We start from the raw sequence: 21076 nt of genomic DNA on the forward strand, positions 1-21076 counted from the left end.
CAAAAGCGAATTTCATTTTGTTTAATACCCTTTCCTAAATTGAAGCATATAATTTTTCTACATGATACTTCTTTAACTACTCCTAGAGGAGCAGAATTGACTATCAAACAACTAATGGAAATTGGGGAACATAGAAACTTTCGGGTATCAATCGACTCTTTAAAGGATTTTGAACTTACTAAAACTCAAATTTCCAAGACCGATTTAGTTGTTATCAGCAGCACCTCACGTTGCAGCTATGAAAGTGATCTGATTGAACATCTTCTTCTTTCAGAAACCCCTTATATAAAAATAGAGTTTGACTATAATTTTTGTGTACGAAGAAATATTCTTTGTACCCTTGACAGGAAAATCAGACACTGTTGCAACACAAACAAATTTCATCAATTTAGAAACTTATTCAGAGGTTCCAAACTCAATATTTTTCAGTCACCAAGGCATTATGAAGCCCATTACGAATTTTACGGTGAGGCAGTCTCCAAACATTTGATTATGCCACCCACAGTTTCAATTGAAGACTTAAGAATTTCCGAAACCAAGATTGAAAATGTCATTCCTTTTTTTGGAGATCTTAATTATTTAAAAGGTGGACATGCCTATTTAGAATATGCTGAATCTCACCCTGATTTGAGTTTTCCAGTTTATGGTCGGAATCTTTTAAGACAAGAAGTTCCTAAAAATGTTAGCTTTCATGATGCTATTCCCAATGGAACTGTCCTAGAAATTTTAGGAAAAACCAAAACCCTCATCTGTCAACCCGTATGGCCAGAACCTTCTGGAAGATTGGCGGCTGAAGCGTTTTTATCCGGTTGTGAGATTATAGGAAATGATCGCATTGGCACGTTCTCATTTGATTTTTATCCAAACGACAAACCCAAAGCCATCACAGAAATGAAACAGGCCTTATCTAATTTTTGGAATGAGGTAGAGGGGATCACAAGCAATACCAAGGGGCCTAAAACCGAAACTTTAGGCAAAGTTTTGGTTTATAAGAGCTATGGTGGGCTTGGTGACATATTCTTTGCCATACCTGCTATAAAAAAATTGGTCAAAGTTTGTGATACACTACATTTTGCCGTGGCATCTAGATTGGTTGATTTTTTCAAATTACATTTAAAAGATGTTATTGTGATCAATGAAGAAATTGCAAAGCTGCAAGAGAAAGATTTTGACAATATATATGAGCTAGGTAATTATCCTGCTTTTAGAGGTTATGACTTACCACATGCCTTAAAATATCCAACCCATAAAAAAGTGAAACAGCATGCCATACAACATTATATTGACACAATTTCAAAGTTACATATAGATATTGACAATAGTTATGATGGTTATCCATATTTTGAACATTCTATAAATGAAAAAGAACCCTATTATGTATTGCATCATGGAGCAGGCTTTCTATTGAAAGTATGGCCCACTGAAAAATACGCACAACTTATTGAGATGCTCCATAGGTTATTTCCAAATTTGAAATGTAAAATCATTAAAGGGCCCGAAGACCCTGATATCGAAAATCATTTCACAAACCCGACACCGTACATTGAGTATATAACGGGTGGTATGATTGAAGTTGGAAATGCCATGTCTGGTGCATTATTCCATGTTGGAAATGATGCCGGAATCACCCACGTAGCTGGCGCCTATAATTTACCAACTGTTGGCATCTATGGACCCACCGGACCAGGCAGTTGGGGAAGCTTTTCAGAATATAACGAGCTCATATGGGGTAAAACGGGTGTTTGTAATCTACGCTGTAATTATGATGTTATACTTAATTGTGAACATCGCATCTGTTTGAATTCAATAACTGTTGACAGAGTTTTGGCCGCTGTTTACAAACTGCTCGATAAAGCATATCCAAAAAACAAAAAGATTATAAAAGTAAATCCAAATGTGGTAATAGACTATGGCCACAATGATTGCTTACTTAATTTAAACGGGAATGAATTTCTATTGGAGTATCATGACGTCGAAATGAAAAATATTGTAAATGACTTATTAAATGAACGTTTACCCATTAATACTGAAGACGTAAATTTTAAACTGATTTTTGATGTTTTGAAGCAACAGAACATATTATTTGAAGTTCCTACGTTTGAATAATTTTTCACATTTTCCTTCCAAAAGTTCAAAAAAAAAAAAAAAAAAACATTCAACTATTTTAACGCTACTGGTTAAAAATAATTTAAAGAAAACACTAAACAAGTTTAATGTAAAAAAGGGATTACAGTTCCATCAAAGCTCCGCTTTGAAAATAGTTCAAACGAAAAAACGCTCAAGCCAGCTTGGCGTTTTTTCTTATTGAACTATTTATTCGTGACCGCGGAGGGATTCAAACCCACAACCGCTGGAGCCGAAATCCAGTGCGCTATTCAGTTGCGCCACGCGGCCATTCATGTCCTGTAAAAGCAGAAATCTTTATTTAAGCTAATTTAGCTCTTACAATTGTAGAAATAGTCTTGCCATCGGCTTGACCAGCCAATTGTTGGTTAACAATTCCCATGACTTTACCCATATCTTTCATACCTTCTGCACCGACTTTTGCGATGGTGTCAACTACTACTTTCTCAATTTCAGCTTCGCTCAATTGAGCTGGCAAAAATTGACTTATAATTTCAGCCTGTGCCAATTCTGGATCTGCCAAATCAGCCCTGTTTTGCTGCGAAAAAATTGCGGCACTATCTTTACGTTGCTTTACGAGTTTAGAAAGAATTTTTATTTCCTGCTCTTCTGTCAATTCTTCTTTAGAGCCCGTTTCAGTCTGTGCCAATAAAATTTCAGATTTTACCGCGCGCAACGCAGCCAAAGCTTCTTGATTTTTTTCTTTCATGGCTTCTTTCATAGCAGCCATCACTTTATCTTGCAAACCCATATTCATATTTTTATTGGAATGCAAAATTAGCAATTTCTTTTGAGGATACTAATATTACAATGCCTCCTTTTTTAATTAGGGGTCTATTACAGTCAAAACTCGATGATGTTGAAGAGGAATTCCTACTTCGGAATTGGTAGTTGTAATCGTATTTTGAACAAGATCACCTGAACTAAATGGTGATCCGAATGGCTGATATTCTATGCTTACGGTTTGATTTGCTCCAGCAACAACATTCAAGGGGAAATTGAAATTAATGTCCCAGTAAGCAAATGTACCTGTATTGGTAACGGCATTTGCCATTGTAAAAAATGTGGTAACTACAGTACTATTTAAAACTAATCTAAAAGCCACCGGAAGACCTTCAATATTTGGATTAGGCATTAAGTTAGAAGTAGCCAATCTACCACTCGCATTAAAATTTACCATTACCATATTACCAGTTGGAACTAATGATATTGTCATTTGAGGAATCAAACTTGCTGGACTACCCATAATATATTGTGAATTGGTTGTGCCCACGGCAGTATAGTAACGCGTTTTATTTTCATTCCCTAATCGATTCCAACGATTAGTTTGCCAATAATAAAAACCTGGCGTAACATCATTGGGTACAGTACCAGAAGAATTGGTGTTATAAACCAATGTACTTTCTGGCAAAGCCCCTCCTGTTGGGTTCACTACTGGTGCTTGTACATTTGCAGCGGTAAGTATCACTCTCGGTATGAGAACACCATTATCGTTGGCAATTATATCCAATGCAGCTTGAGGTGCTAATGTCCCCATTCCCATGTCGCCTGCATTGGTAATTGCCATCCTAGTGGTATTACCACCCGTACGGAAAGACAAACCATCTGTATGACCTGAATTAAATAAAATACCTGCTCTTATATTACTGGTTTGATTCCCAAATAGAATACCAGACTCTCTATTACTTGGAGTTAAAATTTGTTGATAAACTTGAGCGTCCGATTCTAAAACAAAACCAGCTGTACCAAAAGCCGTACCACCACTGCTTCCAGTATTAACAACATGCAGTCTTCTGCTTGGTATGGTTGTTCCAATACCCACGTTCACGGTTGACGTAGCTCCATTTATACCATCAACACTTCCCAAAACCATACTATCGCTAGCATCAACCCTTGCAAGAGCGCCGATTGCTGTTGCGTTACTCGGATTAGACGACGCAAGAACCCTTGCATTTATACCTACAGCAGTATTGTGATTACCGGTAATGTTGTTATTTAAGGCAAGATGGCCAATTGCCGTGTTACCTGTACCTGTAGTATTGCCATTAAGAGCCTCAAAACCCATAGCTATGTTTAGTGAAGCTCTATTATTCTCTAGTGCTCTAGTACCAAATGCAACATTGGCATTTCCCGTGGTATTTGAAAATAAAGCTGAATTACCAAATGCTGAATTAGATTGACCCGATATATTAGACCTCAACGCGGAAGATCCAAAAGCATTGTTTTGGCTTCCAACAGTATTTTCTTCCAAGGCATTCACACCAAATGCACTTATTGAAGACGCAGAGGTAAGACTTGACGCCGCATTGTCACCAAATGAAGTTCTTAATTGCAACTCACCACTTCCTATTCTACCGGCATGGCGATTGTTTCTTCTGAATATAACGTCTTGATTATTTGTCGTACCAATAAATTGACCAGTTGTAATTGAATTACCATTCAAGTTCCATCCTGAATTACAATTCCCTCCTATCGGCAGCCAAGATGTAGATGTGTTATCCCAATAATAAAAACCCGGTTGGTTTGGTCCAATAGCAGTTGTCAAGTAAACCATCATTCCATTTTGGTTAGCACCAGGATTGGCAGATGGAAACACATCAATCTTTGGAATCAATATCCCATCGGTATTGGATGGATTGGCTTGGTTGCTGGATTGAATATCCAACTGTGCATTAGGTGTAATAGTACCAATACCTACTTGCGCCCGAACAAAAGATATCGAAGCACAAATCAAAAATGGATAGATTAGTTTTTTCATTGTTGTCCATTTAATTGGTTAGCGCTGATTTTCCAATTTTTCTAAACGCTTTAGTATCGAAGCATTAATGTTCTTTAATTCTTCTATTTCTTTTGATTGACTGAAAATTATCTCTTGCTGTTCTTGAATTCCTTTGACCAAAACAGGAATTATTTCAGAATAATTTACCCCTAATCTTTCTGTTGATACCCAATCTTTGCTTCCTTTTTCATCTAGACTTTTCCATTCTTTATCTACAACCACTTCGGGAAGTATTTTTTTTAAATCTTGTGCCATAAATCCTAAATGTGTATTATGGTTGTCAATATTAGGGTCTATCCATTGATAGGTTTTGGGTTGCAATTGCATAATTTTATCCAAACCATACCTAAGTACCTTAATTTCTTGTTTTTCGCGAGCGTCACTAGTTGTTGTTACTCCATTCGCTGCAAAAACTGTGTTCCAACGCAGTGTGGAAGAACCAATATTTCTTGTTGCATCTACGTCGGGAATGAGACTGGCTGCACCGATTGTAATAATATTAACACCTCCATCCTCAATAATTTCAGCTGAACCAATTTGAATTCCGTCACCTGTGGTTTGTCCTACACGAAGTAATTCAGCTGAATTTATAGCAGTTCCTATTTTTACCGAATCGTCACTTGCATCCACTCTCAACATGTTTACATTATTGAGAGATTCTACACGAAAATCAACATTTGCTGCATTATCATTAAAAGTAACCGCACCTTCAACTTGGAGCGTAGCGGTAGGAGTTGTGGTACCTATACCAACGTTGACCGATGCCGTTGCACCATTTACTCCATTGATACTTCCTAAAACCAGACTATTATCCGCCCCAACTTCAGCCCTTGCCCCAATCGCCGTCGCATTTGTTAAATTATTGATTGACACGTTCGCAAGCGCACCCAATGCCGTATTAGATCCTCCAGTTGTATTTGTTGTCATTGCCTGCCGACCTAATGCAGTATTAAAACCACCAGTTGTATTGTTTGATAAGGATAATTGTCCAAATGAGGAATTTGATTGTCCTGAAGTGGTATTCTGTTGAGATTGATAACCGAATGCTGAATTGTTAACACCACTGACGTTATTTGTTAAAGATAAATTACCATATGCCGAATTGAAACTCCCTGTCAAATTATTGGTCAGAGCAAATACTCCGGTTGCGGTGTTTGAAGTTCCTGTAGTGTTTGATAGTAAAGCGCTTCGTCCCACGGCTGTATTTGAACTAGCCCTATTATCCTGCAAAGCTGAACTTCCAATTGCTGTATTTGAATTCCCTCCAGAATTTAATTGAAGTGAATTAAAACCTACTGATACATTATTGCTCCCAGAGAAATTCCTTAATTGGCTGCTGTAGCCAACAGCAGTATTAAAACTTCCATTATCATTATCTTGAAGAGACATGTTGCCAACACCTACATTGTTTGTGCCAGTACTATTGTTTCTCAACGCAAAATGACCAAAGGCAGAATTATCACTTGCTGTGGTATTATTAGAGAGCGCTTCATAACCAGTAGCTGTATTGTTGTTGCCTGTTGTATTTCTGTTAAGAGATGAATAACCAACACTTACGTTACTTGAACCAGTAGTATTATTTCTCAAAGTTTCATTCCCGAATGCGCTATTTTGTACTCCTGTTAAATTAGCATTCAAGGAAAAACTTCCAAAGGCAGTATTTTCCGTACCCGTTGTGTTGGTAAAAAGTGATGCCTGTCCAAATGCATTGTTTGATGAACCAGATGAATTCACCAAAGTATTAATACCATAGGCCGAATTTGAAACACCTGTTGCCGATGACATGGAATTCATTCCAAAGGCAGAATTATTTGACCCAGATATACCAGTATTTCTTCCAAAACTAGTGTTTGAAAATCCTAGTCTACCGTGTACTGTGTTATTTCTTTTAAATACAACATCTTGGTCATCCGTAGTTCCAATGAAGTTAGTTCCTGGAGCTGTTCCTGCATTTCCTGTTAACGACCAAGTACGAGACCCAATTTCTTGCCATGATGCAGTACCGTTAGCGTCGCTTACCATTATTCTTCCCACTGCTTGATTTCCATCAACCATTCTTAACCTTCCAAGTATATGAAGCTTTTCTGATGGATTCGTAATACCGATGCCCAATCTATCACCATCAATATACAGTTGATCATTAAAATTGATTCTACCTCCAAATGTGTTGATTATACCTGCTTCACCCGTTTGATTTATCCCAATTAGAAACCCATCGGTATTTGTGTTTCCAGAACCTGGTATTGAAAATTGAATTAAATTAAGTTCTGAAGATGAATTGGTATGCAAATGAAGCTTATTAAGGGGTTGAGAAATCCCTACACCCACATTTACATTAGAAGTTGCTCCATTGACTCCATTAATACTACCAAGAACAAGTGAATTGTTGGCTCCAACAAAAGATTTGGCTCCAATGGCTGTAGCATTACTTAAGTTATTTGTTGAAACATCAGCCTTAAAGCCAAGCGATGTGTTATCATTACCTACAGTATTTGATAATAAAGCTTCAAATCCAACACCTGTGTTATTTGCTCCAGAAGTATTGTTCCTCATTGTATTAGCGCCAAAACCAGAATTAAAGCCACCTGTTCCTGTAGACCTTAATACCTGATTGCCAAATCCACTATTATTATTTCCAGAATTTAACTGCAATGCAGTATTTCCAAAAGCCGTACTTCCTGAAGGATTGTTTAAAAGAGATGCAAAACCCAATGAGGTATTTGAGGTGGAAATTTTACCCGACACTATGTTGTTTCTCTTAAAAATGATATCCTGGGCATCAATTGTTCCAATAAAATTCGTTGAAGAATCGGTACCTAAATTCCCATTCAAATTCCATCCAGAATTGCTATTGTTGCCGATGGGAAACCAAGCAGTTGTTGGATGGTTCCAGTAATAAAAACCTGGTGTGTTTGCTCCAAATGTTGTGGTCAAAAAAACGAGCATTCCATTTTGATTGATACCTGGATTTGTGGTGGGAAATGTATCTATTTTAGGAATCAAAATTCCATCAGTATTTGAAGGGTTAGCTTGGTTTGTGGATTGAATGTCCAATTGCGCATTGGGTGTTGTGGTGCCAATACCCACTTGCGCAACCACATTAATGGTTATCAGCATCCAAAAAGATAAAATTGTAGTCTTCATCATTTGAATTTTAGACACCTGTAGGCCGATGTTTTTTCCATGGACTAAAATTCTATATTATTGCTATTTAATACAATACGGAATTAGTAGTAGGATACCATAGAACAGGAAGGCTTTCCTATGTTAATAAACCATATTTTAATGCCTTTTAGTAGATTTATAGTGAAAAAGTGAAATGCCTTTAAAGTCCTACTACTACTTTTGGAGTATGTGTGTTTATTTAAGTACTACCGAAAGTTTTACGTTCAGGCCCATTTCATCAATGATGTTGAGTTTTCCTTGCATTTCTGATATGCGTTTCTCGACATTTTTAAGTCCATTGCCAAAAGTATTTTTCTTAACCAAGCCAACGCCATTATCTTTAATGATTATTTGAAGTTGGTTTTTTTCATTCTGCAGTACTGAAATCATAATTTTTGTGGCGCCTGAATGTTTCAAAGCATTATTCAGCAATTCCTTTACACAAAAAAATAATTGTTTTCTATAATGACCATCTATTGAGACATGGTCGGCTTCTTTGATGTTTTGAGTAAAACTCAATTGTATCGGCGTGCCTTCCATTAAATTGGAAGCATACTGTTTTAGATATTCACAAAAGTTCCTCAAATTATTATTTTCGTTGTTTAATGACCAAATGAAGGCATTCATTCGTTGTGATATATCCTTTCCTGTCAATGTTATTTTTGAAAGCAAAAGTTTTTGATTGTCATTTACATCTGGTTGTTTAGATAGTAAATCTGCATGAATCAAAATACTGCTTAATCCGCTTCCTATGTCATCATGAAGATCTTTACTGATTTCGTTTTTTTGATACAATAGCGTTTCTTGAATTTTTGCCTTTCGCTTATAAAGAATGACAAAGAGCAACATTACCAATACACCCAAACTCAAGGCTGCGATTTGTAAAAAGGATGTTTTTCTTTGGTTCTTTAATTTGTTGATTTCTAAATTCAATAACTTGTTTTCATTTTTGATGTACTGCTCGGTAATATTTTGAACATGCATATTTCCTTTAGATCGTACATCTGAATCTAATCTAATTATTTGGTCTTGTACATAAGTCAATGATTCAGAATTTCCATTCGCCTTAAACAATGGAAGAACCGTTGAGAAAAAATGCCTTCGAAACGAACGATTTACAGGGTAATTATTTATTATTTTATTACCATTATCAAAATACAAATTCACAGAGTCATCATACTCTTTAAATGCATCTGCTAAAAATCCTTGATTTATCAATTGGATGTCATAGTATTTACTTTTCAATGCAGATTTAGAGCTTTTTTGAAGGTAGTGAAAGGCACTGTCAATATTATTTTTGGCCAAATAAATTAGTCCAAAGGTTTGCTCGCAGTTGGGAATTCCCCTTTTGCTGTTTGATTTTTGAGCATACCTATAAGCATTAGCGTTGTATAGAACTGCTGAATCGAACTGTTTAGTTCTCAAAAAAAGCTGAGCTAGATTATTATGAATATGTTCTTTCTGTATTAAAGTACGTAAATGCTTTTTTGGTGGTAAATTGGGGTATACCATTTTTGATTGTTTCAAACTCTTATAGGAATCATTCATATCGTTCATTTCAAACTCATTGATACCCCTAAAAAAGAAAGAATCAGCAAGCAATGCGCTATCCTGTACCTTTTTTGCTGCCTCTATTGCCTTATCGGCTTCGTAGATTCCAAATTGGTTGAGCCCAATATAATAAAACAATTCTGACTGTAGGCTATGTATATAAATTTTGAAAAATTCATCGTTCCTAAACTGATGATATTTCTTTGTAGAATCTAACCACTTTTGTGCTTTGTCTATCTCATCGGTTTCAAGATAGTATTCAGAAAGCTTGAAACTGGATTTGAGCCGACAATCGTCAGACTTGCACATGTTATATGTTGTTAACAAATTCTCATACTGATGTTCTTGAGCCAAGATCATCAAAGGAAAACACAGAAGAAATTTTGTAATAAATCCTTTCAATGAGCAATCGTCTAAGTTCTATTTAAATACAAATTCACTGCTTCCACACGCGTATTGACATGCAATTTTTCATAAATATTCTGAACGTGTTTTTTAACTGTGCCCGTACTGATTTCGAGTGCAGAGGCGACTTCTTTGTTTATTTGCCCCTTGGCTATCAAATCTAGAATTTCTCGTTCCCTAGCTGTTAGATTTTCAGTCAACTTATTTTGGGACTCCATCTTTGAGAAACTCGCTACAACTTTTCTAGCAATGCTACCGCTCATTGGGCTTCCACCATCAAATAAATCATCCAAAGCGTTTATAATTTTGGCAGGACCTTCAGTTTTCAGAATATATCCACTAGCTCCTGCCTCAAGACTTTTAAATATCTTATCTTCATCCTCATAAGATGTGCACATTAAAAACAATGTTTTAGGACATAATTTTTTCAGCTTTGCAACACAGTCAATTCCGTTGTCACCTGGAAGATTTATATCCATAAGGACAGCATCGACATCAAGATTGGGAATTTCGCGTAAAGCCATCTCCGCATTTTCAAAACTTTGAATGAGATAATAGTCTTGAGTGAATTGAATCATCATGCTCATCGCTTCACGCAAATCTTTGTTGTCTTCAACTATACAAACACCTCTTTTTAACATTACATTGATTTTAATGTAAAATTAAATAATAATAAATGTACGCAAAATACGTCATTAGTAGTAGTTAAGTTATAAAAATAAAAACCCGAAAAGCGGTTGAACTTTTCGGGCTTTTGAGGTGTGAATACACTTAACTAAATTTGGCTATTAATCTACGTTATCGTGTAAGAATGAATTGTTGCTTCTTAACTGAACATCGTCGTTGTCGTCTGTACCGACTGACATTCTAGAAGCACTTGTATCTGATGAGTGTGGTGAGTCATCAAGGTTCACACCTTGTCGTTTATAAGCCGGAATCTTTTCAAATTCGTCGACCTTTGCATTATTGAATTTGTGATTAAAATCTTTCATTTTGCGTCTTCTCTCATCAGCACGTTCTTTCAACAAATCAGAAATAGGACTGTTTAATGGATCTATTTCATCTTTCGCCACTTCTTTTTCAGTTTCAGAGGCAACTGTCTTTTTCTCAAAAACAATCTCCTCGTCTATTTCAATGGTTTTAACATTCTTCTTATTCATAGATGATTCATAAGATGTAAAATCGTCCAAAGCATAGCGTTTCTCTCCTGACTCATTTGCTTCTGTCACTGGAATAATCTCAATATGATCTTTGACGTTCAAGTCTTTTGTTTCTTCATCCAAAGAAAAAAGGATTCGATTGTCTTCATCTTTTATATCCTTTTGATTATCGGGAAGTGGTAAATCAAACGTCAAAGTTATTTGTTCTTCTTCTTCAAAAATGATTGGTTTCGATTCAGGAGCTTTCTGAATTGGCGTGATCACGAAATCTTCTTCTTCAATCATATCCAAAACCTCTTCATAGGTAACATTCAAGTTTCTTATGAATTCTGAAGTAGGAATTAAATCCGAATGCGATTCATTTTTGATATCTTCAACTTCTTCTTCATCTTCTTCAAAAAGCGTGTGTTTTACAACAACTTGTCTCTCTTCCTGTTTTTCTTCTTCTTTTTCCAAAACAATATCAGGAGTGATAATAGCCGGCTCGCGTTCTTTCACTTTCACATCGTTATTTTGGTCATCTTCCAATGCGTGCACCACTTTTTTTACTTCAGTATTTGAAATTTCATCCTGCTGCTCAATATCGAAACCCGTAGCGATAATGGTAACAGAGATTGATTCTTGAAGTGATTCATCTTCACCAACACCCATAATGATATTGGCACCGTGACCAGCTTCATTTTGAATGTGGTCGTTGATTTCTCCAATCTCATCAATAGTAATTTCTTGTGCACCAGAAACGATAAGCAACAATACGTTTTTGGCACCAGTAATTTTGTTGTCGTTCAACAATGGAGAATCCAAAGCTTTCATAATCGCCTCTTGAGCTCTCGTCTTTCCAGAAGCCAAGGCAGAACCCATAATAGCTGTTCCGCTATTGCTCAAAACCGTTTTGGCATCACGTAAATCGATGTTTTGAGTGTAGTGATGCGTGATAACTTCGGCAATACCTCTAGAAGCCGTGGACAACACTTCATCAGCTTTTGAGAAACCAGCTTTGAAACCAAGGTTACCATATACTTCACGAAGTTTGTTATTGTTGATGACCACTAATGAATCGACGTGTCCACGTAGAGTTTCTATCCCTTTTTGAGCTTGCTCGTTGCGAATCTTCCCTTCAAACAAGAATGGCATTGTCACAATTCCAACAGTTAAAATATCCAGCTCTTTGGCCATTTTGGCAATGATAGGAGCGGCTCCAGTACCTGTTCCTCCACCCATACCAGCAGTGATGAATACCATTTTTGTGTTGGTATCCAACATTCTGCGAATGTCCTCTAGGCTTTCAACTGCTGCCTGCTCTCCCACTTCAGGATTTGCACCAGCTCCAAGACCTTCCGTTAAGTTCACACCAAGTTGAATTTTGTTTGGTACTCCACTACTCTGTAGTGCCTGCGCATCTGTGTTGCAGATGACAAAATCAACTCCTTTTATTCCTTGTTGAAACATGTGGTTAATGGCATTGCTTCCACCTCCACCAACACCTATCACCTTAATGACGTTAGATTGGTTTTTCGGCAAATCGAATGCGATGTTTCCAAATTCATTTTTGTTGCTCATATGTTTAGGGTTTTTCTGGATTTGTAATTAATTTCTTGTTGGATTGATATTAATATTCACTCTGTTTTTATTCTGCGTTATCTAAAAAATCTTTGACTCTTTCAGTCAGTTTGTCCAAAAATGAACGGCGTTCCTTCTTTGGATGCGCAATTGTTTCTTCTTCATTTGCAGCATTTTCAGAAGTCGCTTCTGATTCTTCAACTATCTGTTCCTCGATAGCAGCCTTTTCGATGCGCTTGCGCTCTTGACGTTTTAGTCCATCCATTACCAAACCTACTGCTGTTGCAAATAATGGACTTGCCACTTCCTCATCACTATCACCAGCAAGGTGCTCATTAGGATAGCCGATTCTGGTATCCATACCAGTGATGTATTCTACTAATTGTTTCAAATGCTTCAACTGCGAACCACCACCTGTCAATACAATACCCGCAATCAATTTCTTCTTTTGCTCTTCGTGTCCGTAATTTTTAATTTCAACATACACCTGCTCTACAATTTCTGTAACACGTGCATGGATGATTTTGGACAAATTTTTAAGTGTTATCTCTTTTGGTTCGCGACCTCTCAACCCTGGAATTGAAACAATCTCATTGTCCTTGTTTTCTCCAGGCCACGCGGAACCAAATTTTATCTTCAACAATTCGGCTTGCTTTTCGATGATGGAGCAACCTTCTTTAATGTCTTCCGTAATCACATTTCCACCGAAAGGAATCACAGCTGTATGACGAATGATGCCATCTTTGAACACTGCTAAATCGGTTGTTCCACCTCCAATATCAATCAATGCTACACCTGCTTCTTTCTCTTCCTGACTTAATACAGCATTTGCTGACGCCAAAGGTTCCAATGTGATTCCATCCAGCTCCAAACCAGAACTTTTGACACATCTACCAATGTTTCTTATGGATGACACTTGCCCAACCACTACGTGGAAATTCGCTTCCAAACGACCTCCATACATACCGATTGGTTCTTTGATTTCACCTTGACCATCCACTTTGTACTCTTGAGGCAACACGTGAATGATTTCCTCGCCAGGCAACATCACCAATTTGTGAACTTGGTTTATCAAACGGTCAATATCTTCTTCGTCAATGACCAATTCAGAATTTGGTCTTGTAATATAATCGCTGTGCTGAAGGCTTCTGATATGCTGACCAGCAATACCAACCGTAACTTCTTCGATCTTCAATCCACTTTCTGCTTCGGCTTCCTGTACTGCTTGCTGTATGGATTGAATGGTCTGTGTGATATTGTTCACAACACCTCTGTGCACACCCAAACTTTTGGATTTTCCGATACCCAAAATTTCGGCTTTGCCATATTCATTTTTGCGACCAATCATCGCCACAATTTTTGTGGTTCCGATATCTAATCCTACAGAAATCTTATTGTTTTCCATCGTTTACTTTTTTGTGCAAATGACCTGTTTATCAAACCTTAAGTTCACTACACTATACTTGTTAAGTGTGCTATCTCTCATTGCTTTTTGGTAAAATGCTTTGAGATTGTTTATTTTTTTATCCAAATTTTTAAGGGAGCCCAATTGGATGGTAAAATCATCTTTCCGGAACCTTAAATCGATGCTCTTATTTTCATTTTGATGAATCTCAACCACGTTGTTTTTAAGAAATTCGTCAGCCTGAACTTTTCTCGCAACCACAGCCAGATTGTACAAGTTGTTTTTTTCAACAAAACCCGTCACCAAAGGCACCCTAGCGGAATAGTTTGTTGACAAAGGCATATAAGTACCATCATCATCTATATAATAAGAGGCGTTTGTAGCCACTCTAGCTATTGGTTTTTTCTGGTTGATTTCAGCAGTCAATTGTCCATCAACGTTGATGTACACTTGTGCTTGCTTAATCATCGGATTGGAATTTAGGGCACTTTCCAAGTCGTTCAAATCTATAATTTCTTTAGGCTTATTCGTAACAGTCTCTTGATTTACTATTAACAATTTACTAACAGTTGCGTGTGTTACAAACAAGTTCTCTTCGCCCAGAAATTTGACTATTGGTTCGCTAATTTTTCGTTCTGCGTTACGCACCGATGAAAATGCAAACAAAAAGCCTACCAACACTATTAACGCAATGATTTTTATGTGATTATAATAGCGCTTCACTGCTCAAGGCTTTTTTAATGTGTTTAACTTCTTCTCCAATATCTCCTGCACCAACAGTTAAAACAACTGTGGCATTTGATTTTTTTATGTTTGAAATCAGTTCTGACTTTTGAACCAATTTCTTTTTAGGATTCTCAATTTTTGACAATAACCATTCTGAAGTAATGCCTGAAATAGGTAATTCTCTCGCTGGATAAATGTCAAGCAACAAAATTTCATCAAATTGTGATAAGCTTCTGGCGAATTCGTCTGCAAAATCTCTTGTTCGACTAAACAAATGTGGCTGAAAAATGGCCAAAACTTTTTTGTCAGGATACATCTCTCTCACCGCTTGATGCAATGCATTGATTTCTTGTGGATGATGTGCATAATCATCAACATAGATCAATTCATCTGTTTTGATTTGATAGGTGAATCTTCTTTTAACCCCTTTATAAGATGCCAATGCCGTGGCGAGCTGCTGCTGAGGGATGCCGTATTCTACAGACATCGCCAAGGCTATTAATGCATTCGACAGATTATGTCTACCAGGTAGGTTAAATTTGAAATTTTGCAGGATTTGAGTAGGTGTTTTCACATCAAACTCATAAGTCCCATCGATTATCTTAATATTTTGAACAGAATAATCAGAATCATCTTCTATTCCGTAAGTAATTCCATCTATTGGCAACCCGTTTCTAACAAATAATTTGCCATTTGGTTTTAGTTTTTTTGAAAAATCTATAAATGATTTTTTCAGTTCGTCTGCTTCACCATAAATATCCAAATGGTCAGCATCCATAGAAGTGATGCAAGCCATATCTGGAGACAGTGTCAAGAAAGAACGGTCGAACTCATCAGCTTCTACGACTGTTACATCTGTACCTTTACTGATGAAATTAGAATCATAGTTCTCACTAATGCCACCCAAAAACGCAGTGACGTTGACATTACATTGATACAACAAATGCCCAAGAATACTAGTAGTTGTGGTTTTGCCGTGTGTTCCAGCTACAGCCAAACAGAACGTTTTTTTTGTAATCTCACCCAAAACCGCAGAACGTTTTAAAACATTAAAGCCTTTTTCTTTAAAATACGCAAGTTCCTTATGGTCTTTCGGAACAGCAGGCGTATAAATAACCAAAGTCGTTTCTGGTTTTAAAAACTTGGAAGCAATCAAGGAAATTGAATCTTCAAAGTGAATTTCAATCCCCAAATCCTGAAGCGTTTCGGTGATATCTGTTTTAGTTTTGTCGTAACCAGCAACAGCTTTACCATTAGCAACGAAAAAACGCGCCAAGGCACTCATTCCAATACCACCAATGCCAATAAAATATACGCTATGTATCTGGTTTAAATTCATTTAGTTTTTAAAAGCTTTTCTACTTCGTCTGCTATATCTTTTGTGGCATTTACCAATGCCAATTTTTTAATATTCGTTCCCAACGCTTTTTGTTTTTCTGTAGATGATACCAATTGAGAAAAGCGATTTTCAAAATCAATATCCAATTCAGATTCCTTAATCAAAACAGCAGCATCTTTATCGACAATTGCCATAGCATTTTTTGTCTGATGATCTTCCGCCACATTTGGTGAGGGAATAAAAATCACAGGTTTTCCGACGACGCACAACTCTGAAACCGAACTTGCACCTGCTCTCGAAATAATAATATCTGAAGCCGCATAGGCAAAATCCATCGTATTAATAAAGGCCTGAACTTGTACATCCTCTCGGTTGTTATACTTTTTATATTGCTCATAGTACAATTTCCCGCATTGCCAAATAACCTGTACATTTTGAGTTTGAAAAAACTCCAATTCTTTTTCTATCAATTCATTGATCCGTTTTGAACCAAGACTTCCACCCAAAACAAGCAATGTGTGTTTTCCGTTTTTCTGTTTGAAAACATCTTTTGCTTCAGCGGTTTTATTTTCAATTTGAAGCAAATCCTGACGAATAGGATTGCCTGTTTTGATCAACTTTTCTTTTGGAAAAAAACGTTCCAATCCATCATAGGCAACGCATATTTTATCCACTTTTTTGCTCAAGAGTTTGTTCGTGATTCCTGGGTAGGAATTCTGCTCTTGAATCAAACTCGGAATACCTTTGGAGGTTGCCACATTCAATAGTGGCCCACTTGCAAAACCACCAGTTCCAATAGCTACATCTGGCTTGAAGGTTTTAAGAATTTTACGGGCTTTCATCAAACTTGAAATCAATTTGAATGGAAACATTAAATTTTTTGCAGTCAATTTCCGTTGGATTCCAGAAATCCAAAGACCTTCAATTTTATAGCCAGCTTGAGGAACTTTTTCCATTTCCATACGGTCAGAAGCTCCTACAAAAAGAAATTCTGCAGAAGGGAAACGAGACTTTAACTCATTTGCAATGGCAATGGCAGGATAGATATGACCTCCTGTTCCACCACCTGACAATATGATTTTATAATTTCCCATTAGATTGCTTCACTTAAAATTTCGAGTGGATTGTCATCATCAATTTCTTCCATTTCCTTAATCTCTTCTCGTTTGACACTTACGCTCAAAATGATTCCAATTGCTAGACAGGTCATCCAAATCGATGTTCCTCCGCTACTGATCAATGGTAATGTTTGTCCTGTTACTGGAAACAATTCCACCGCGACTGCCATATTGATAAACGCTTGAAATACTATCGGCAAACCAACACCAAGTACCAAGAGTTTTCCGAAAACGGTATCTGCTTTTTGAGAAATAATAACAATCCGGAATAACAACCAGCAATACATAATGACCAAAAACAATCCTCCGAGCAATCCATATTCTTCAACGATAATGGCAAAAATGAAATCGGATGATGATTGCGGCAGAAAATTCTTTTGAACACTTTTTCCAGGACCTAATCCTTGAATTCCACCTGATGCAATAGCGATTTTTGCTTTTTCAATCTGATAATCAGCTTCTGTATCCTCACCTCCATTTGCAAAGTTCTCTACACGGTTTTCCCACGTTTGGATTCTATTTGGCATCAAATCGGGAAAGGCTTTAGCTACCAAAATAAAGAGTGCCAATGCGGCAATACCAGTTCCTACAATTATCGCTAAATACTTAAAAGGATAACCTCCAATAAAAGCAAGTATCAAAACCATGGCAAAAATAATTGCCGTCGTGGAAAAATTAGCTGGCAAAATCAATACTAGCACCAAAAACACTGGCAGCCACAGTGGCAAAATCGTTTCTTTAAACGTGATATCTTTATCTTGAATTTTTGATAAATATCTTGCCACATACACCATTAAAACTACCGAAGCCAACGTGGAGGTCTGAAATGACATTCCGACCAATGGAATCTGTATCCATCTACTCGCATTTGCACCCTCAATGGTAGTTCCTTGAAGCATGGTCACAATCAACAGCACCAAAACTATAGGAATCATCACCATAGACAATCCTCTGAAATAACGATATGGAATTCGGTGCACACCGTAAATGATAAGAAATCCTAACATTAAGTGCATAAAATGCTTCACAAAAAAAGCAAAAGTGCTGGCAGAGTTACTAGTATAAGCTAAATTACTTGAGGCGCTATACACACAAGGGAATGAGAATATTGCCAACAATGTGACAATAGCCCATATTAATTTATCTCCTTTGATATGTGATAACAAATTAGTCACTATAGGTTTCTTACAGCATCTTTAAATTGACGACCTCTATCTTCATAATTTTCAAACAAATCGAAGCTTGCACATGCAGGAGACAACAAAACCGTATCGCCTGCTTCAGCAATTTTATAAGCAATTTTCACGGCTTCAGTCATAAATTGAGTCTCAACAATAACATCAACCATATTACCGAAAGTGCCAATCAACTTTTCATTATCAACACCTAAACAGATAATGGCTTTCACTTTTTCATTTACGAATGGGAACAATTCCTTATAATCATTGCCTTTATCAACTCCGCCAACAATCCATACCGTTGGAGTGTCCATACTTTCCAATGCGTAGTAAGTGGCATTGACATTTGTCGCTTTGGAGTCGTTGATATACTGCACTTTGTTGATTTTCAATACGTGCTCCAATCGATGCTCTACACCTTGAAAGTTTTCGAGGCTTTCGCGAATGGTCTGTTTTCTAATTTTTAATAAATGAGCTACTGTTGAAGCAGCCATTTGGTTCTTTACGTTGTGTTTTCCTTCTAATGCTAAATTTGCTGTTGGCATAATGATCTGGTTGTTATCTATCGTTATTTTAATATTATCGTTGTCTAAATAAGCGCCGTTCTCTATAGTTTTTACCAATGAGAATGGCAGCAATGTGGATTGAATTTTATGGTTTTTGAGCCACTCATTGATGACCTCATCATCTGCATCATAAATGAGATAATCATCCTTGGTTTGGTTCATCGCTATCCTAAATTTTGAATTGATGTAATTCTCAAATTTGTAATCATATCTATCCAAATGGTCTGGTGTGATATTCAGCAGCACAGCGATATGAGGTTTAAAATCAACAATATCATCCAATTGAAAGCTGCTGATTTCAAGCACATAATTTGGATAATCAAATTCCAAAATCTGTTGGGCAAAACTTTTACCGATGTTACCTGATAGCCCAACCTCCAATTCTTGCTTTAGAATATGATAGGTTAAACTTGCTGTGGTGGTTTTTCCGTTGCTTCCTGTTATACCAACAATGGTGGCATCGGTATATTTTGAAGCAAATTCGATTTCAGATACCACCTGAATTCCATTGCTGCGAATCTTCTTTACGATTTCAACCTTATCGGGAATTCCAGGACTTTTCATCACGATGTCAGCATTCAATATCTTTGATTCGGTATGCTGTGCATCTTCAAATTCAATCTCATTATTTTTAAGAACGTCTCTGTATATTTCCTTTATTTTTCCCTTATCTGACAGGAAAACTTCATAGCCTTTCGCCTTGCCCAAAAGCGCTGTTCCTACACCGCTTTCGCCTCCTCCAAGAATCACTAACCGCTTCATACTATCGGATTTTAAGCGTTACTATTGAAAGTATCGCCAGCAAAATGCCTACAATCCAAAATCTGGTGACGATTTTACTTTCGTGATATCCTGATTTTTGATAGTGATGATGCAATGGCGACATCTTGAAAATCCGTCTACCTTCTCCATATTTCTTCTTTGTATACTTGAAATAGCTCACTTGCATAACCACTGATAAATTTTCAGCCAAAAAGATGCCGCATAAGACAGGAATCAACCACTCTTTTCGAACTGCAATGGCGATGACGGCAATAATTCCTCCGATGGTCAAGCTTCCTGTATCTCCCATAAAGACTTGAGCAGGATAGGTGTTGTACCACAAGAAACCAATCAAAGCTCCAACAAAAGCCGTAATGTAGATGGTGATTTCCTCAACCCTTGGGATATACATAATGTTGAGATATTCGGAAAAAATGATGTTACCTGAAACCCACGCAAAAATCCCAAGTGTCAGTGCGATGATTGCAGAAGAACCTGCAGCAAGTCCATCAATTCCATCGGTGAGATTGGCACCATTTGAAACAGCAGTAATTATGAAAATGCTGACCAAAATGAACACAATCCAAGCATAGGGTTTTAAATCTTCATCAAACCAAGTGATAATGTCGGCATAGTCAAATTCATTTTCCTTGACAAATGGAATAGTCGTTTTTGTTGATTTTTCCTCATATGAAAATTGTTTTTCAACAGAACCATTATCTGTCACCATCTCTTGTTTTTGGTTTTGAGGAAGTTCTTCCCTTACGGTTACTTCTGGATGAAAATAAAGAGTTAGACCTACAATCAAACCTAGACCTACTTGGCCCATCACCTTGAATTTACCCTTCAAACCTTCCTTATCTTTTTTGAATTTTTTGATATAATCATCAATAAAACCGATGGTTCCCATCCAGAGTGTGGTCACAATTAATAGTATGATGTAGATGTTTTCCAACTTTGCCAATAGCAAAACAGGAATAAGCGTTGCCATAATGATTATGATTCCACCCATCGTTGGCGTACCAGCCTTTTCTACTTGACCTTCCAAACCAAGATCGCGAATGGTTTCGCCAACTTGCTGTTTTTGTAGAAACCTAATTATCCGTTTGCCGAATATGGTTGAAATGCCCAACGACAAGATTATTGCCATAGCCGCTCTAAAGGTGATAAACCCAAATAGCGATGCTCCTGGAATCTGGAAGTGCTTTTCTAAATATTCGAATAAGTAATACAGCATA

The 21076-nt window shown here is 37.0% G+C and carries 14 protein-coding genes and 1 tRNA gene; 1 reads left to right on the forward strand and 14 read right to left on the reverse strand.

Translation table 11 applies throughout. The features are described from left to right. Positions 1–39: 39 nt before the first annotated feature. Positions 40–2106, forward strand: coding sequence for a glycosyltransferase family 9 protein (locus tag M0G43_RS06670; RefSeq protein WP_248024584.1), 2067 nt, complete (start codon positions 40–42; stop codon positions 2104–2106). Positions 2107–2320: 214 nt separating this feature from the next. Here the strand turns inward: M0G43_RS06670 and M0G43_RS06675 are convergent. The 14 genes from M0G43_RS06675 to mraY all read right to left on the reverse strand — a co-directional run bounded on the left by M0G43_RS06675 (position 2321) and on the right by mraY (position 21075). Next, positions 2321–2394: transfer RNA gene (locus M0G43_RS06675), tRNA-Arg, on the reverse strand. Positions 2395–2425: 31 nt separating this feature from the next. Next, on the reverse strand, positions 2426–2875 hold the full coding sequence (locus M0G43_RS06680) for a GatB/YqeY domain-containing protein (protein ID WP_248024798.1): 450 nt from the start codon (positions 2873–2875) through the stop codon (positions 2426–2428). A gap of 75 nt (positions 2876–2950) precedes the next feature. Continuing rightward, positions 2951–4882 carry a hypothetical protein gene (locus M0G43_RS06685; protein WP_248024585.1) on the reverse strand — a complete coding sequence of 644 codons (1932 nt, stop codon included), beginning with the start codon at positions 4880–4882 and terminating at the stop codon, positions 2951–2953. Between the two features lie 18 nt (positions 4883–4900). Then, a complete protein-coding gene (locus M0G43_RS06690; RefSeq protein ID WP_248024586.1) occupies positions 4901–8047 on the reverse strand; it encodes a tail fiber domain-containing protein in 3147 nt (1048 codons plus the stop codon). A 216-nt stretch (positions 8048–8263) separates the two neighbouring features. Beyond that, complete coding sequence (locus tag M0G43_RS06695; protein ID WP_248024587.1) at positions 8264–9928, reverse strand: sensor histidine kinase; 1665 nt, start codon at positions 9926–9928, stop codon at positions 8264–8266. 104 nt (positions 9929–10032) lie between these two features. Then, positions 10033–10665 (reverse strand): response regulator, encoded by a 633-nt coding sequence (locus M0G43_RS06700; protein ID WP_248024589.1) that lies wholly within the window; start codon positions 10663–10665, stop codon positions 10033–10035. A 147-nt stretch (positions 10666–10812) separates the two neighbouring features. Further along, positions 10813–12744, reverse strand: coding sequence for a cell division protein FtsZ (ftsZ, locus tag M0G43_RS06705; RefSeq protein ID WP_248024590.1), 1932 nt, complete (start codon positions 12742–12744; stop codon positions 10813–10815). A 67-nt stretch (positions 12745–12811) separates the two neighbouring features. Next, entirely contained in the window at positions 12812–14149 is a 1338-nt protein-coding gene (gene ftsA, locus M0G43_RS06710; protein WP_248024591.1) for a cell division protein FtsA, read from the reverse strand. Between the two features lie 3 nt (positions 14150–14152). After that, positions 14153–14872, reverse strand: a complete 720-nt coding sequence (locus M0G43_RS06715; RefSeq protein WP_248024592.1) for a cell division protein FtsQ/DivIB — start codon at positions 14870–14872, stop codon at positions 14153–14155. Beyond that, positions 14856–16214: a UDP-N-acetylmuramate--L-alanine ligase gene (murC, locus tag M0G43_RS06720; RefSeq protein ID WP_248024593.1), complete on the reverse strand. Its 1359-nt coding sequence runs from the start codon at positions 16212–16214 to the stop codon at positions 14856–14858. Before murC ends, M0G43_RS06715 begins: the two co-directional genes overlap by 17 nt. Then, on the reverse strand, positions 16211–17308 hold the full coding sequence (gene murG, locus M0G43_RS06725) for an undecaprenyldiphospho-muramoylpentapeptide beta-N-acetylglucosaminyltransferase (protein ID WP_248024594.1): 1098 nt from the start codon (positions 17306–17308) through the stop codon (positions 16211–16213). Before murG ends, murC begins: the two co-directional genes overlap by 4 nt. Next, a complete protein-coding gene (locus M0G43_RS06730; RefSeq protein ID WP_248024595.1) occupies positions 17308–18507 on the reverse strand; it encodes an FtsW/RodA/SpoVE family cell cycle protein in 1200 nt (399 codons plus the stop codon). The genes murG and M0G43_RS06730 overlap by 1 nt, the downstream gene beginning before the upstream one ends. Beyond that, positions 18507–19838 carry a UDP-N-acetylmuramoyl-L-alanine--D-glutamate ligase gene (murD, locus tag M0G43_RS06735; protein ID WP_248024597.1) on the reverse strand — a complete coding sequence of 444 codons (1332 nt, stop codon included), beginning with the start codon at positions 19836–19838 and terminating at the stop codon, positions 18507–18509. The genes M0G43_RS06730 and murD overlap by 1 nt, the downstream gene beginning before the upstream one ends. Before the next feature lies 1 nt (position 19839). Beyond that, positions 19840–21075, reverse strand: coding sequence for a phospho-N-acetylmuramoyl-pentapeptide-transferase (gene mraY, locus M0G43_RS06740; protein WP_248024599.1), 1236 nt, complete (start codon positions 21073–21075; stop codon positions 19840–19842). Position 21076 lies beyond the last annotated feature (1 nt).

This window comes from Subsaxibacter sp. CAU 1640 (genome assembly GCF_023156585.1).
In the GTDB taxonomy this organism is placed as follows: Bacteria; Bacteroidota; Bacteroidia; order Flavobacteriales; family Flavobacteriaceae; genus JBPOFM01.

Bases quoted from the DNA above. Each gene is read 5' to 3' on its own strand.
- murC (WP_248024593.1), bottom strand. From the start codon at position 16,214: ATGAATTTAAACCAGATACATAGCGTATATTTTATTGGCATTGGTGGT.
- murD (WP_248024597.1), bottom strand. From the start codon at position 19,838: ATGAAGCGGTTAGTGATTCTTGGAGGAGGCGAAAGCGGTGTAGGAACA.
- M0G43_RS06685 (WP_248024585.1), bottom strand. From the start codon at position 4,882: ATGAAAAAACTAATCTATCCATTTTTGATTTGTGCTTCGATATCTTTT.
- ftsA (WP_248024591.1), bottom strand. From the start codon at position 14,149: ATGGAAAACAATAAGATTTCTGTAGGATTAGATATCGGAACCACAAAA.
- ftsZ (WP_248024590.1), bottom strand. From the start codon at position 12,744: ATGAGCAACAAAAATGAATTTGGAAACATCGCATTCGATTTGCCGAAA.
- murG (WP_248024594.1), bottom strand. From the start codon at position 17,308: ATGGGAAATTATAAAATCATATTGTCAGGTGGTGGAACAGGAGGTCAT.
- M0G43_RS06680 (WP_248024798.1), bottom strand. From the start codon at position 2,875: ATGGGTTTGCAAGATAAAGTGATGGCTGCTATGAAAGAAGCCATGAAA.
- M0G43_RS06690 (WP_248024586.1), bottom strand. From the start codon at position 8,047: ATGAAGACTACAATTTTATCTTTTTGGATGCTGATAACCATTAATGTG.
- mraY (WP_248024599.1), bottom strand. From the start codon at position 21,075: ATGCTGTATTACTTATTCGAATATTTAGAAAAGCACTTCCAGATTCCA.
- M0G43_RS06695 (WP_248024587.1), bottom strand. From the start codon at position 9,928: ATGTGCAAGTCTGACGATTGTCGGCTCAAATCCAGTTTCAAGCTTTCT.
- M0G43_RS06700 (WP_248024589.1), bottom strand. From the start codon at position 10,665: ATGTTAAAAAGAGGTGTTTGTATAGTTGAAGACAACAAAGATTTGCGT.